Genomic DNA, 13,579 nt, shown 5'->3' with positions numbered 1-13,579 from the left:
TGAGCCCGATCGCGATCATCGCGGCCGTTGACAGAAGCCGCCTCATGACAGAGCGCCGCCGCTAACCTGTTGTCGTATAATAAGACTTATGTTAATTGTGTCATATTTACTGACATATTTTGCGCGTCGTTTCATTGGAACATCTCCTGGTAAGCGTCAAGCACAAGACGGACTTCGGCCTGCGCGGAAGCTGATGCTGCGGCGAGGCAATTCAGATAGGTTTGTGCCTCAACGAAGTAGGTGTTGAACTCGGCTCTGATGTCGTCGCCGTACTCGTTCAGGAGCGCAGGCGAGGCCGCCAGCTCCGGCCGCAACGGCAACACGCAATCCATCGCCAGCGTCTCGGCGGTTGCTGGGATCGCTAGGGCGATGAATGTGCTACATGCCAGCAACCGCGACATCTGGTGGTCTCCCGACAATCTGGGGGCGAATCGTGTGTCGGACCTATCACCGAAAAATTATCGTTATCAATCAAAAGATATCTATTGACCTCATAAAGTGTTTTCAGCTACGTCGCCGCATATCTTGTGACATGCACTGTTTGAAGCGGTGCAAAAGCAGGTTACTTCCGTAGGAACTTCTTTCCTTCGGAGGCAAAATGGCAGGAACAAAATACCCCGTGATCCTAACATCGCACATGCAAGAGGCGATCGAGGGTGGGGCATGGATCGAGGTGGAATGCGTTGAAGCCCCGGAAAAGGGCGGCAATACGCATAGGGGTGGCTGGACGGTTTTCGTCTGCTCCAATGACGGTCAAGACGGTGTGCACCGGTCGGTCTATGTGACCAACCGGGATCTGAAACCACGCGTCTTCAAGACCGCAGCAGGGCTCATGAGCTTCTGCCTGGAGCTCGATGCAAAGGTATTCAGCTGCCCTCTCCGAGAAGGTGAGAGAGGCACGTGGGAGTTTGAGACGACAAGGTATCCTACCAGCGGCTAGCCTCGTTCTCTGGGGGCTTTCAGGCCCTTCCACTTATGCACAATCCGTTATCGATCTCGATGCTCCAGACCGTGTTGGTCGACTGACCAGTAGCGTTCTCGACTTTACAAGACCCCAACCCGAGCAAAACGACGTTGTCGCACGCTCTGAGGCCGTCCCTCTTAATTCACCACGCCTTTCTCCGCCGCGGGTCCCATCGGGCCGCCCTGCGATCGAGACTATGATCCTTGATGTGGGGTCGGTCTACGTGGGCCACCCGGCCCTGCGGAGGGCCAGGATGTCTTCTCGCGATTGGCTCGCATTCTTTCGCGCCAACATCGCTATCGAAAGCGCATTTGATCCAAGCGCGCGATCGCATGTTGGCGCAATCGGGCTTGGGCAGTTGATGCCGGACACTGCACGCGTGCTTGGCGTCGATCCGCATGATCCTGAGCAAAACCTGCATGGATCCGCCCGCTACTTGCTGACACAACTTGATCGTTTCGGCACGCCGCAGCTTGCGCTCGCGGCCTACAACACCGGCCCCGAAGCCGTGGCGCGCCATGGCGGGATTCCCCCCTACCGCGAAACCCAAGGCCATGTCCGCAAGGTCATGGCCGTCTATGCCCAATCCATCGGAGATCAGACATGAAACGCATCGACTATACCCGGGCGGCATTGGCCGCGTTGCTGATAGTGGCCGCAGCCCCGGCGCTCGCACAAGACCTTAGCCCGGTCTCTGACATGATCGACAACATCATCGACGCGGTGACGGGTCCGATCGGTCGTGGCCTCGGTGTGCTCGCGCTCGTGGGATCCGGTGTCATGATGTTTTTCGGGCGCCTCAACTGGCCGATCTTCGTTGCCGTGTTCGTCGGCGTGGTGCTGATCTTTTCGGCCGAGACCATCATCGACGGCTTTGCGGCTCCTTGATCTGACCGACCGCAGAGACCTCCATGCGCGACACACCACTCTTTCTGGGGCTGACCAAGCCGCCACGGATATTCGGTCTCCCGATCGGATATTTTGTGGCGCTGGTCTTCGCATCCGTGATCCCTTTCATTCTGGTTGACGACATGCGGTTCCTGCTGGTTTTCCTCGCGGGCTACCCACCGCTTTGGCTGGTCGCAGACCGCAATCCACATCTGTTTCAGATTTTGAACGTGGTGATGTCGCGCACACCGCGAACGAGTGTGCGATCCGGTGATGGGGGCGATCTCTATGTCGCGTGAGTTTCGGGGGTTGATTGCCAGCAGCGCTGTTCGGGATGCACTTGGGGACAAGGTTTTGAAAGCCGAGCGTCTCGGGCGGCACCTACCTTACATTGCTGCGTTGCGAGACAATGTCATCCTGACGCGGCAGGGTGATCTGATGGCGTCGGTCACGCTTGGCGGGATCGACAGCTTCACTAGCGATGACGCCCGGATCGATGAGATCAGTGAAGGCTTTGCCCGGATCGTCAGCCAGTTGGGCGAGCGTTTCGGTTTCCACATCAACAAGGTATCACGCCCGGATGTCGCGGACCTTGCTGCGCCTGACGGTATGCCTTTTGCAAATGCGGTAGACGCGGCGTGGCAGAGAAGCCTGCGCGCACGTGACCTGAAAGCCCGCACCTTGATGCTGACAGTATTGATGCGTCCGTCGATGCCGCAGGCATTCTCGAAGGTTCTGGGCGCCCTTGGCGGCGGCCGCGATTTCCAGAAAGACATCGATACGCGAATTGTTGCCCTGGAAGAGGCCATGACGCTGCTCATGGCAATGTATTCCGACGCAGGTGCAGCGCGCCTGACCGTCTCGAGCGGGGACTGGCTTGCAGTGTTGGCCGCGGTTCACGGACAGAGCTACGGCAAGATCATCGCGGCCCCCGGGCAACTGTTGGCTGACACGATGAGCAATTTCGACGTCAGCTTTCAAGGCAAAACCATGCGGCTGGAAAGCGGCGACAGCGCACGATACGGCGCGATTTTCGGGATAAAATCCTATCCCAGTCGCACCTGGCCAACCATGCTTGATGCGTTGGAACTGCCCTATGACATCACGATCACCAACTCTTTCACGCCGCGGCGCGCCAATGAGATGGTTGAGCGCATTCAACGCACCTTTCGTCAGCGGGGTGCTTCTGAGGATGCTGGTGTCAGCCTGACAGAGCAATTGATCGAAGCCGCCGACGCCGTGGCATCCGGCCGGTCGACCTTTGGGACACATCACGCCTCCGTGCAGGTTTTCTGTGACAGCGCCGAGGAACTGGAACAGGCAGCTTCCGAGATCTGGCGGGCGGGGCAAGAGACCGGTGCCGTTCTGGTCCGGGAATCCTGGGCCGCAAAGGCACTCTATTTCGCACAAGCGCCCGGAAACTGGGCCTACCGGATCCGTGACGGGATCGTTTCGTCGCACAATTTCGCGGAACTGGCGGCGTTTCACAAGACAAGGCCGGGGCGCGGACCCGAGGCCAGCCCATGGGGCAAGACGATCACGGCCTTCCCGACCGTGACCTCCAGCCTCTACCGGTTCAACTTTCACGAAGCGGGGCGCCGGACCGATGAGCCAAGCGTCGGGCACACGCTTGTTCTGGGCCGCACCGGGTCCGGCAAGACACTCGGCACGGCTTTTCTCATGGCGCAGGCCCGCAGAGTGGGTGCGCGGGTCATCGTTTTCGACAAGGATCAGGGGTTGGAGATGGCGATCCGCGCTTTGGGTGGCAGCTACAGCGAAATCAAGGTGGGCGAGCCCACCGGCTTCAATCCGATGACCACGGAGACCGATGCGCGAGGGGCCGCCTGGCTGACAGATTGGCTCGGCGACATTCTGGCCCGCCACCGTCCACTTGAAACGGTTCAGACCGTCGCACTGAATGAGGCAGTCCGTCAGATCATTGCTGCGGAGCCGGAGCTCAGAACATTCGACGGTTTGGCGAGCCTCGTGGCCTCTACCGATGACGACGGCGATCTGGTGTCCCGCGTGCGGGAATGGACGCAAACCGGGCGGTATGGATGGCTTTTCTCAAGGCCCAATGCCCAATCGATTGCCATTGGCGAGGATGCCCTTGGTCTCGACATGACGGAACTTCTCGATCAGGACGCGGAACGCTCCGCCCTGCTCGCCTATCTCTTCCGCCGTATCGAGCGCGTGATCGAGGATCGCAGGCCAACAATCATCGTGATCGACGAGGCCTGGAAGATGTTGGCTGACGATATCTTCGTCAAGCGCCTCCATGACTGGCTGGTTACCATGCGCAAGCGCAACTGCGTGGTGATGATGTTGACCCAGACGCCGGGCCATCTGAACCAAAGTTCGGTTGGCCAGATCATCGCGGAAAGTGTGGCCACCCAGATCCTGTTTCCCAATCCACGGGCAAATCCGGAGGATTACGGCATCCTGCGCCTGAACGCGCGCGAGGCGGAGTTTCTTTCAAGCCCGACAGCCGGGTTGCGGCTGGCATTGATCCGTTCCGGTGCCGACAGCGTGTTCGTCAATACCGATCTCGCAGGCCTTGGCGGTCTGGTCACTGTTCTTGGTGGCGGCAAGACCGGCGAGGAAAAAGCGTCCGCCGATTGGCGCAAGAAAGAAGACTTCTGGAAGGACATGATGTGAAGGCACGATTTTTTCTGTTGGTCGCCATGGCGGCCCTGAGCGCTTGCGAAGGTGCATCAACAGGCGTGCGCTCGCCATGTTTCGAGCGACCCGCGATGGCGTTTTCGGCCCCTGCCCCCGACCTTGTTTCACGGAATGCGCATTGTGATTTCCAGAACTTCTAGAATGGCGATCCCGTTGGCCTTGGGTCTTGGCTCGCTTGCCGCCGCGCAGGGCGTGCCCGTGATCGATGGCTCCAATCTTGCCCGCGCGGTGTCTCGCGTTGAGGAACTTGCGCGCGACGCCTTGCGCCAGGGCCAGAAGCGCGATGCCCGTCAGGAACAAGCGGACATCTATCAAGAGCAACGTGAAGCCTACGCGCGTTTTCTTGAGGAAACCACCGGTGTCACCGATCTGAGTGGGTTCGAGGCTGATGGGCCCGGCTGGGCGAGCGCTGCAGAGACCTACCCGGCTGAGGAAGATCATCCTGATGCCGAGCGGCTCTTCGGCGAACCCAGCGACGTCGAACGCATGATCATCACGGTGGCGCGGCGCTATGAGGGTCATCCCGGTGTTGCAGCCGCCGGGCTGACGCCACTGACATGGCGGATCCTGTTTCAATCCCTGATCAAGCAGGAAAGCCGCTTCAACAATGCGGCCGTCTCGCCCGTAGGTGCGCGCGGTTTTTGCCAGCTGATGCCGGGCACAGCAGCGGACCTCGGCGTGAACCCACATGATCCTTGGGAAAATCTGGATGGTGGCGCACGCTATATTCTCACGCAACTGAACCGTTTCGGTCGGATCGACCATGCTCTGGCGGCCTATAATGCAGGCCCCGGTCGTGTCCTTGAATATGGAGGCGTACCGCCTTTCGAGGAAACCCAGACCTACGTCCGGCGCATCAACGGCTATTACAACGACTATCTAGGCACCATCACCGGCGTCGACATGACGGGGTCACTGGCCGGCGTCGATGGCGCTTCGGCCGCCTGGGGCAACTGGGCGGATGCCTCAATCGGCTATGGCGCCTACATGGGCACCCAGATCGATCAGGCCATGACCCGGATCGCGGCGCTTTTGCGTGAAGATCCGCCCGAGAACGCAAAAGAAGCGCTGGACCGCTCCACCTACATGCTGGCCGAACGGGCGCGGCTTATGGCACTGACCCTGCGTTTGCGCGCGGCCCACGTGAAAGTCGAAGCGGCACAAGGTTTGACCGAGGCCGCCGATCACCTGGAGCAATCCACTTTCTGGAGGTATTCCGATGAGGGCTGACACCCGCCTTGCCGCTATTCTTGTCGCGGGCACGCTCCTGGCGGCGCCCCTCCCCCCAGCCTTCGCTCAGGGTGTGCCTGTAATCGATGGATCAAACCTCGCGCAGAATATCGAGCAGCTGCAGGCCGCGCTGCGCGATGCGGAAAACCAGCTCCAGCAAATCGAGGAATTGCGCACCCAGATCCAGCGCCTCACCGATATTCAGGGCCTGCTTGACGACGTCCTGGGGTCAATTACCGGCCTGAACGAGATCGCCGCGCTTTACAACGGCGTGGAGGATCTGCGTGCCCGCGCCCAGAAGATCACCGATCTATCGGGTTTCATGGACAGCCTGTCAGTCGGGGATTTTGACAGCCTGCTGGACGATCTGCTCGATGGCGACGTCACCATGGGAGAGCGTCGGGCAGCTGATGCCATGCGCGAGACCATGGCCAGTGCGGGGTTCACCTCGGAAAAACTCACCGAGCTGAACGACGCCGGGACCCCGCAAGGTGCTGCCATAGCCGATCTGGCGGCTGCCAATGCCATGGTCATGGGGCAAGCCCAGATTTCCTACGAGGAAGCCGCCCAGAGCATTGAACGGATCGAAGGGCTGGTTGAGGCCATCGGCGATCAGGAAACGCTCAAGGAATCGATCGATCTCAACACGCGGATGGCCGCCGAGACGAACTTCATGCTGGGCCAGATGTGGCGCCTGAATGCCGCCCAAGGCTTGGCGCAGGGTCAGAACGGCATCGATTTCGCGGCCGAGCAGGCCCGCACACGCTCCTTCTTTGATTTTTCCGGCGCCGAGGACTGACTCTTGTATACATCATTCAAAGCACTTGTCGTTTTCATCGCCCTCGCAGGCAATGCCTGGGCCGAAGGCCCGCAAGACCTGCCCGACGATAAGTTGCTCGGAGAGGTCGTCATTGCCACCGAAACCGGAGAGGAAGACCGGCTTCTCAAGCTGATGCGTGAGGTACAGGCGAGGGGGCTTTTGATGTTCCCGAAGCCGCAAGCCTGCTCGCTCACCTATCCGGACACGGAATTCTTCAGCAACGAGATTTTCCGCGGGGCGGTTCGATGGGGCTTTGGCACCGACCTGAGCGAGCTTGCCATATCGCAAGGTTTCTGCGGCTGCATCTATGATCTCGGATCGCTAGACGACTACACGCAGGCACGTGTCGGAAAGACCCCGGAAGAGCTTACTGCGGCAGATTTCAACGCATTGCGTCGGTATCGCAGCGGCGAATGGGTCGATATCGACCAACGCCATGCGGCATTTCGCAAAGAAAGCTGCGGCGACTGATGGCCATCATTGCCGAGGTTCTTGCCATGGTGGATGCGACCGTGGCTGGTGTCGCAGCCGACACCTATGGCGATACGGTCGCCGCCGTGCGCCCTGTCGTGCGGTCCGCGTCGGTGTTGGTCGCAGCGCTCGTCGGTGCAAACCTCGTCGTGCAGACGGTCGAGCTTTCGCGCGCGACTATCGTCGCTCTTGGGTTGCGGCTCGTGCTGGTGAATGTGTTCCTGACCTTCGCCAATCTCTCGGTCCCCTATGACGCTTTGACAAACGCCCCGGCCGAACTTGGCGCCGGGATCCTCGATTCCCTCTCTGGGGGCAGTGTCGGAAATCTCTACGACGGCATCGACGATCTCTATTCCCAAGCCCTGAATGTCGGACAGGCGATCAGCCAGAATGGAGGCTGGCTGGCCGGGGCCATGACCAGCGTGATCATGTTCCTCGTAGCGGCCGCCATGGCGACGATCACCATCATTGTTCTATCTGCCGCCAAGATCATGTTGGCGGTCTTGATCGCGATCGCCCCGTTGGCTGTGGCCTGCACATTGTTCAAGCAATCGGCACCGATCTTCGAGGCTTGGGTCAAACTCGCCATCGGATTTGCCTTCGTGCCGCTATTCGTTGCTGCCATGGCCGGGTTCACAATCGCCACCGGGGAAGCCGTGGCTCCCCGCAACCTCGACAGCGTAGAAACGCTCGGGGACGCGATTTCGTTCGTCGTGGTGATGATGATCGGCACCGGTCTGATGTTACTTGTGCCAACGTTCGCCCAAGGGCTTGCCGCCACAAACATCGGCCTCGCCTCGATCGGTGCAAATGCCGCGCGGATGCCCGGAAATGCGTTGCGCAATACCGGTGCCGCGATCCGGGGCGGCGATGACATGCGACGGGGCTTCAACGCAGGGCTTCAGGGACAGGGCGTCTCTGACCGATCCTCCAGCGTGGCCCGTGCCGGGAGCTATGCGGGCAATGCGGTCGCGCTCGCCGGAAAGATGAAGAAGGGATAGCCATGAGTGATTTCGATATCGATTTGGTGATGGGTCCGCGCCGGGCCGCGCGCGCCGCATGGATCGTTGCGGGCTGTTCCTGCGCCATCACCGTGCTGTTGGCCCTGACCATCACGGTCATGTTGCCCCTGCGCAAAACCGAAGTGTTTACCGTTCTCGTAGACAGCACCACAGGGGCAGCCGAACGCATCTACCAGGTGAAGCCGACCGGTATCACCGATGAGGAAGCGATCAAGGAATCCCTGCTTGTGAGCTATATCAGTGACCGCGAGAGCTATTTTCGGGCCGGTATTCAGGAACGGCTCGAAAGTGTCCAGCGTCGCTCCAGTGGGCCAGCCCGCGCCTCGCTGATCGAACTCTGGACCACGGGGTCCGAGAATTACCCGCCGCGCAGCTATGGCGCGAATGCGCAGGTCGATGTCCGCGTGCGGGCGATCACCTTCCTGCAAGACGATGTGGCTCAAATCCGGTTTGACAAACGCCTCACCCGACCCAACCAGACACCGGTTACGCAGACGTTCATCGCCACCGTCGGGTTTGAGTTTGCCCCCCGCCGCGAACGCTCCCTGACACGTGTCTGGGAAAATCCCCTTGGCTTCTCGGTGACAGCTTACCGGGTCGACGCCGAAACACTGACACGAGAATAATTCATGAAAACCTTTCTGCTTGCCGTTGCAATCGTCACCGGGTTGCTCGCAGCGCCTGCCTTGGCTGAGCGCGCGCCGGTCACCATGGGACAGGACGCCCGCGTTCGTCACGTCAACTTTAACCCCACGGATGTGATCCGGATCGACACCCACCTTCGGGTAAACACGTCAATCGAACTCGGTCCCGGCGAACGGATCAATCAGGTCCTCATCGGGGATTCCGCGTCCTATGAAGTTGAGGTTCTGTCGAACCGCAATACGATCTCGATCAAGCCTGTCGAAGCACGGGCCGCGACAAACCTGACGATCTATACCAACCGCCGCGCTGTCGCCTTCTATCTGACAGAGGGACGCACACGGACACAGTCTTTCCGGATTGTCGTGAATTTTCCCGACGAGCGACCCGCAGGGGACCAGCTTGCGGCTGGGGGCCGTGATACCGGCTATCAATTTGCGGGAGGCGGTGCGATCCGCCCGGTGCGGGTCTGGAATGACGGGCGCTCGACCTTCTTTGAATTCCGGCCCGGCGTGCGGCCCTCGATCTTCGGCTTGAATGCCCAGGGCTACGAAATCACCCAGAACAGCCAGACCCGAGGCGCGGTCGTGCGGGTCACAGGCGTGCGGCATGCCTACACGATCCGTATGGGCGAGGATCATATCTGCATTATCCGCGAGGCTGGTGGATTCACCACCGAGGCTGCCGCCGTGGCCGCCTTGCGTGGGCGGGAGTTCTGATCATGTCCGAAAAACATATCCCGGAAAAGGAATACAGTTTTGCGCCAAAGCGGCGCGCATCTCTCGGGCTGAGGCTTGGTCTGGGTGCGCTCCTCTTGGCGGGGACCGCCATCATTGCCTACCCGCTCGTGCAAGGCAGCGGGGTCACTTCGGCCGTTGAGACATCGAAAGCCGATGACTTTCAGGATCAGGTCGACGGGGACGGGTTTGGCCGCATGACAGCCGAAGCGGAACCGACCGAACCACGATCGGAGCCCCGATTCGATCCCGGCCCGATCGAGGATGAACTCGCGGCGCAGCGCCTGGCGCTGGAGGAGCAGAATGCCAAGCTTGCGCGCGACGTGGTCGCCCTGCAAGCCCAGTTGGCAAGACTGGCAGAAGCCCCTGCCCCCGACAATTCCGGTGAGCTGGCTGACGCGCTGCGCTCGGTTCAGGAACAGAACGCTGCGCTCATTGCCCAGATGCAAAGCGAGATGGACACGCGATTGGCAGAAGCCGATCTGGTGGCACAAAAACGGATTACAGATGAGGTTGCCGCGCGCGCACGTGTCGCCGACGGCCGGATGGAGCAGTTGATGGAGCAAATTCTCGGCCTACAGCGCCAGAACGACGTCCTGCAACAGCAAATAGATAACGGCATGAGTGACGCCCTGCGCGCGCAATCCGAGCGGGACCAACTCGCCGCCGAGGAAGCCGCGCGACGGGCTGAGCTGGAGCGTCGGCGGGCCGAGGCGGCGGCGCTGCGCGACACACAAGTCCGGTCCGAGGGGGTGATTTTTGACACGGGCGGCAAGACGGGCAGTCCGGCATCCGACCCCGAGACGGGTCCGGCGATCGGGGATGCCGCCGCGCGCGCCTTCGTGTTGGACGGTGCCCAGCCCGCTCAAGTCGCGACTGCGGAAGTCATCGCCAATCCTTTCAACACAGTTCTGCAGGGCACGCTCATTCAAGCGTCCCTGGAAACCGCCATTGACTCCACATTGCCCGGACAGATCACTGCCATCGTGAACTACCCGGTCTGGAGCTTCGATCAGTCCCGCATTCTCATTCCCGAGGGCTCCCGCCTCTTCGGGACGTATAATTCGAATGTCTCTTTGGGTCAGGCCCGCATTCTGGTTGGCTGGTCACGCATCGTCACACCCGAGGGGCAATCGGTGCAACTCGCCGCATTCGGTGCGGACGATCAGGGCCGTTCTGGCGTAACGGGCTCCGTAAACTCACGTTTCGGATTGCGCTTTGGCACAGCCGCGTTGCTGTCGATCATCGGCGCAGGACCGGCAATCGCCGCGTCGGAAGCGAGCTCCGACACCGGCGCAGACGTCGCCGAGGGTGTCGCGGGCAGTTTCACCCAGACCACCGATGCCGTGATCGGTGAATACGCCAGCCTGCCGCCGATTATTTCGGTCCAACCGGGGGCTGCGATCAGTGTGATCGTTGACCGTGATCTCGAGTTCTATTGATGAACCAGGCGGCAGAAAAAACCAGTTTTCTTGCGACCTATCTGAAACCGCTTGTCGCACCGCTTAGCGATCCCGCCGTCGTCGAAATCGCCATCAATCCCGATGGAAAGGTCTGGGTGGAAAACCGGGGGGCTGAGCATATGGTTGAGCTCATGGGCGTGTTCTACTCCCCTTCCCAAGCTCGGGATCTTGCCACATCGATTGCCAGCGCCACGCACGGACAGATCAGCGAGAAAAAGCCGCTGGTCTCCGGCAAGATCGACATGAGCGGCAAGCCGATCCGGGCACAGGTCGTCTATCCACCGGTCGTGGATGGCGGGCCGTCGATCACCCTGCGCCGCTATAGTGAAGACCAACTTACCTTGGGCGACATCGGTCTGTTGCACGGTGCACTGGTGGACCTGGACGTCGAACGACACGCAAAAGCCGAACGGGTGATCGCACTGACCGAGGCGGGCGATATTCGAGCCGCCATGAAACTTTGTATCGACGAGCGGCTGAACATCATGATCAGCGGCGGGACATCTACCGGCAAAACGACCTTTGCCCGGGCGCTTCTCGCGCTGGTGACCGAGACGGAGCGTATCGTGACCATCGAGGACGCGTTCGAGCTCTTCCCGCCACAACCCAATCGCGCGATGCTCAAGGCTGACCGTATCCCCTCAAGTGAACGCACCGCAGCCAAGTTGCTCGAGACATCCTTGCGCATGCGTCCTGACCGGATCATTCTGGGTGAGCTGCGCGGCGACGAGTGCAAGACATTCCTCGACGCGATCAACACCGGCCATTCCGGCTCGTTCACCACGATTCACGCAGATACCGCGCAGAAGGCGCTCGACCGCCTTGCCCTCATGGTCATGTCCGTAGGCATCAACATGAGTTTTGAGGAGGTAAGGCGGTATGCCGCGTCCAGCATCGATGTCGTGGTGCAGCTTGGGCGGACGGACGGGCGGCGCGGGGTCGAACAGGTGTGGCTGCCGGGCAGCTCAAATCCCTGAAGATATCTGCGGGTCTGCGTCGGATGGGGCCTGCATCCGCAAATGCGTTATAGCGCAACGGCTTATTCGGTCAACGGAAAGCAATCGGTTTACCGGTTGCCACGGTCAACCAAAAAATATAGGTTTACCGAGATCGTAACTCGGAGGCCAATATGGCGAATCTAAGCTCAGTGGCACGCTCTGCCTATGGCGACCTCTTGCGTCTTCTGAAGGACGACATGGTCGCCAATGTCCGCGGCTCGCTCGTCACAAAGGAGCGTGGCGGCAAGACCTACTGGTACGCGGCTGAGAAAATCGGCCGCGATGTGAAGTTCTGGTATATTGGTCCGGACAACCCCGAGACGCGCACTCGCGTGGACCGCATGAACGACCTGCGCGAGCAAGCATCCGAGCGCAAGCGCGAACGCGCCCGCCTCGCGCGTCTGCTGCGCGCCGAGGGTATGACGCCGGTCGACCGGGGCACAGGCGGTCTGCTGCTTGCCATGGCCAAGGTCGGAACGTTCCGGCTCGGCGGCACCCTGGTCGGCACGAATGCCTTTCGCTTGATGGAGGGAGAGATGGGCGTCACCCTTCCCCTTGGCAGCGTGGCCAACACCGGGGATGTCGACATCGCGCAATTCGAGCGTCTGTCCGTTGCCCTGCAAGATGCCGTCGAACCCTCCTTGGCTCAGACATTCTCGGCGCTCAAGTTCGACCCCGTTCAGGGTCTTGACCGCGACAGTGTCTGGCGCTGGCGACAAAGCGGACAGACCGGCATGATGATCGAATTCCTGACACCATCTTTTGATGCCGAAGAAGGCATTCGCGATCTTCCCGCCCTGGGCGTCAAGGCGCGGGCCCTGCATCATTTGAACTACCTGATCTCGGACCCGATCCACGCCGTCGCGCTTTATCGGGACGGTATCCTTGTGCAGATCCCCAGGCCCGAGAAATTCGCAATCCACAAGCTGATCGTCGCGGATCGCCGCCGCGACGGGCCCGGGTCCTTCAAGGCCGATAAGGACCGCCAGCAAGCCGCATTCATTATTGAGACCATGACTGAGGATCGCCCGTCCGACCTCTGGGACGCTTACACCGACGCAATGACGCGCGGCCCCAGGTGGCGCGAGAGGATTGAGCGGACGCTGGAGCGATTGCCGGGCACACGTGAGATGCTGATGGGGTGCGAAGCGGGGTAGGTTGCTCGTCGACGATATGAATGAAACGGGGTTTTCACACCCGGCATCTTAGACGCAGACATGTGGTTAAAGGACAGGTTCCGTGCTGTAGTGAATACGTCAGAGGAAAGCTGAAGCAGATGGAAGAACCGACAGTTAACGATTATCGTAGTGTTTTACCCCTGCCTGAGAACATCCTCTTCTTACCCTCCATGAATGCATTTGCGCTTGATCGCATTGATTGCGATGATTACACTCCTCTCAGGAGGATATCATGGCAAGTATTACCATCCGGAACCTTGACGATGACGTGAAGCGCCGCCTTCGCATCCGCGCCGCTGAGCATGGCCGCTCAATGGAAGAGGAGGCGCGCGAAATCCTGCGCCATGTCGTCGGCGAAGCGAAACCTAGCCACGACCTTGCTGCGGCGATCCGTGCACGTGTCGCGCCCCTCGGTGGTGTTGATCTGGACCTTCCCCAGCGAGAATCCATGCGTGAACCGCCCGCGTTTGATCGGGCCTGACGC

Annotated in this window: 15 protein-coding genes; 14 read left to right on the top strand and 1 reads right to left on the bottom strand. The window is 60.4% G+C overall.

The features are described 5' to 3' along the window. Window positions 1–131 precede the first annotated feature (131 nt). On the bottom strand, window positions 132–401 hold the full coding sequence (locus ABIE58_RS14160) for a hypothetical protein (protein WP_354545363.1): 270 nt from the start codon (window positions 399–401) through the stop codon (window positions 132–134). A gap of 588 nt (window positions 402–989) precedes the next feature. On the opposite strand from ABIE58_RS14160, the gene ABIE58_RS14155 reads away from it, so the two are divergent. The 14 genes from ABIE58_RS14155 (at window position 990) to ABIE58_RS14090 (ending at window position 13,576) form a co-directional block, all read left to right on the top strand. Continuing rightward, on the top strand, window positions 990–1,571 hold the full coding sequence (locus ABIE58_RS14155; RefSeq protein ID WP_502950102.1) for a lytic transglycosylase domain-containing protein: 582 nt from the start codon (window positions 990–992) through the stop codon (window positions 1,569–1,571). Beyond that, window positions 1,568–1,852 carry a TrbC/VirB2 family protein gene (locus tag ABIE58_RS14150; protein WP_037239483.1) on the top strand — a complete coding sequence of 95 codons (285 nt, stop codon included), beginning with the start codon at window positions 1,568–1,570 and terminating at the stop codon, window positions 1,850–1,852. The genes ABIE58_RS14155 and ABIE58_RS14150 overlap by 4 nt, the downstream gene beginning before the upstream one ends. Before the next feature lie 23 nt (window positions 1,853–1,875). Beyond that, window positions 1,876–2,151 carry a VirB3 family type IV secretion system protein gene (locus ABIE58_RS14145; RefSeq protein WP_009819926.1) on the top strand — a complete coding sequence of 92 codons (276 nt, stop codon included), beginning with the start codon at window positions 1,876–1,878 and terminating at the stop codon, window positions 2,149–2,151. After that, complete coding sequence (locus tag ABIE58_RS14140) at window positions 2,141–4,510, top strand: VirB4 family type IV secretion/conjugal transfer ATPase (protein ID WP_354545362.1); 2,370 nt, start codon at window positions 2,141–2,143, stop codon at window positions 4,508–4,510. The genes ABIE58_RS14145 and ABIE58_RS14140 overlap by 11 nt, the downstream gene beginning before the upstream one ends. 165 nt (window positions 4,511–4,675) lie before the next feature. Then, window positions 4,676–5,764 (top strand): lytic transglycosylase domain-containing protein, encoded by a 1,089-nt coding sequence (locus ABIE58_RS14135; RefSeq protein ID WP_354545361.1) that lies wholly within the window; start codon window positions 4,676–4,678, stop codon window positions 5,762–5,764. Continuing rightward, complete coding sequence (locus tag ABIE58_RS14130; protein ID WP_354545360.1) at window positions 5,754–6,563, top strand: type IV secretion system protein; 810 nt, start codon at window positions 5,754–5,756, stop codon at window positions 6,561–6,563. The genes ABIE58_RS14135 and ABIE58_RS14130 overlap by 11 nt, the downstream gene beginning before the upstream one ends. A gap of 3 nt (window positions 6,564–6,566) precedes the next feature. Then, complete coding sequence (locus tag ABIE58_RS14125) at window positions 6,567–7,055, top strand: hypothetical protein (RefSeq protein ID WP_354545359.1); 489 nt, start codon at window positions 6,567–6,569, stop codon at window positions 7,053–7,055. After that, on the top strand, window positions 7,055–8,056 hold the full coding sequence (locus ABIE58_RS14120; protein ID WP_354545358.1) for a TrbL/VirB6 family protein: 1,002 nt from the start codon (window positions 7,055–7,057) through the stop codon (window positions 8,054–8,056). Before ABIE58_RS14125 ends, ABIE58_RS14120 begins: the two co-directional genes overlap by 1 nt. Before the next feature lie 2 nt (window positions 8,057–8,058). Next, window positions 8,059–8,703 carry a VirB8 family type IV secretion system protein gene (locus tag ABIE58_RS14115; protein ID WP_354545357.1) on the top strand — a complete coding sequence of 215 codons (645 nt, stop codon included), beginning with the start codon at window positions 8,059–8,061 and terminating at the stop codon, window positions 8,701–8,703. A 3-nt stretch (window positions 8,704–8,706) separates the two neighbouring features. Further along, the gene (locus tag ABIE58_RS14110; RefSeq protein ID WP_354545356.1) at window positions 8,707–9,438 is read left to right on the top strand and encodes a TrbG/VirB9 family P-type conjugative transfer protein; all 732 of its coding nucleotides are present in this window, start codon (window positions 8,707–8,709) and stop codon (window positions 9,436–9,438) included. A gap of 2 nt (window positions 9,439–9,440) precedes the next feature. Next, entirely contained in the window at window positions 9,441–10,898 is a 1,458-nt protein-coding gene (locus tag ABIE58_RS14105) for a TrbI/VirB10 family protein (protein ID WP_354545355.1), read from the top strand. Beyond that, a complete protein-coding gene (virB11, locus tag ABIE58_RS14100) occupies window positions 10,898–11,896 on the top strand; it encodes a P-type DNA transfer ATPase VirB11 (RefSeq protein WP_354545354.1) in 999 nt (332 codons plus the stop codon). Before ABIE58_RS14105 ends, virB11 begins: the two co-directional genes overlap by 1 nt. Before the next feature lie 170 nt (window positions 11,897–12,066). Next, on the top strand, window positions 12,067–13,074 hold the full coding sequence (locus ABIE58_RS14095; RefSeq protein WP_354545353.1) for a nucleotidyltransferase family protein: 1,008 nt from the start codon (window positions 12,067–12,069) through the stop codon (window positions 13,072–13,074). Window positions 13,075–13,327: 253 nt separating this feature from the next. Continuing rightward, window positions 13,328–13,576 (top strand): FitA-like ribbon-helix-helix domain-containing protein, encoded by a 249-nt coding sequence (locus ABIE58_RS14090; RefSeq protein WP_354545352.1) that lies wholly within the window; start codon window positions 13,328–13,330, stop codon window positions 13,574–13,576. Window positions 13,577–13,579 lie beyond the last annotated feature (3 nt).

This window comes from Roseovarius sp. MBR-78 (assembly GCF_040547535.1).
Lineage (GTDB): Bacteria > Pseudomonadota > Alphaproteobacteria > Rhodobacterales > Rhodobacteraceae > Roseovarius.
This window is presented reverse-complemented; position numbering and strand designations above follow the sequence as displayed.

What these genes read in the sequence shown, in the direction of transcription:
- ABIE58_RS14160 (WP_354545363.1), bottom strand. Translation starts at nt 401, where the DNA reads ATGTCGCGGTTGCTGGCATGTAGCACATTCATCGCCCTAGCGATCCCA.
- ABIE58_RS14150 (WP_037239483.1), top strand. Translation starts at nt 1,568, where the DNA reads ATGAAACGCATCGACTATACCCGGGCGGCATTGGCCGCGTTGCTGATA.
- ABIE58_RS14145 (WP_009819926.1), top strand. Translation starts at nt 1,876, where the DNA reads ATGCGCGACACACCACTCTTTCTGGGGCTGACCAAGCCGCCACGGATA.
- ABIE58_RS14140 (WP_354545362.1), top strand. Translation starts at nt 2,141, where the DNA reads ATGTCGCGTGAGTTTCGGGGGTTGATTGCCAGCAGCGCTGTTCGGGAT.
- ABIE58_RS14135 (WP_354545361.1), top strand. Translation starts at nt 4,676, where the DNA reads ATGGCGATCCCGTTGGCCTTGGGTCTTGGCTCGCTTGCCGCCGCGCAG.
- ABIE58_RS14130 (WP_354545360.1), top strand. Translation starts at nt 5,754, where the DNA reads ATGAGGGCTGACACCCGCCTTGCCGCTATTCTTGTCGCGGGCACGCTC.
- ABIE58_RS14120 (WP_354545358.1), top strand. Translation starts at nt 7,055, where the DNA reads ATGGCCATCATTGCCGAGGTTCTTGCCATGGTGGATGCGACCGTGGCT.
- ABIE58_RS14115 (WP_354545357.1), top strand. Translation starts at nt 8,059, where the DNA reads ATGAGTGATTTCGATATCGATTTGGTGATGGGTCCGCGCCGGGCCGCG.
- ABIE58_RS14110 (WP_354545356.1), top strand. Translation starts at nt 8,707, where the DNA reads ATGAAAACCTTTCTGCTTGCCGTTGCAATCGTCACCGGGTTGCTCGCA.
- ABIE58_RS14105 (WP_354545355.1), top strand. Translation starts at nt 9,441, where the DNA reads ATGTCCGAAAAACATATCCCGGAAAAGGAATACAGTTTTGCGCCAAAG.
- virB11 (WP_354545354.1), top strand. Translation starts at nt 10,898, where the DNA reads ATGAACCAGGCGGCAGAAAAAACCAGTTTTCTTGCGACCTATCTGAAA.
- ABIE58_RS14090 (WP_354545352.1), top strand. Translation starts at nt 13,328, where the DNA reads ATGGCAAGTATTACCATCCGGAACCTTGACGATGACGTGAAGCGCCGC.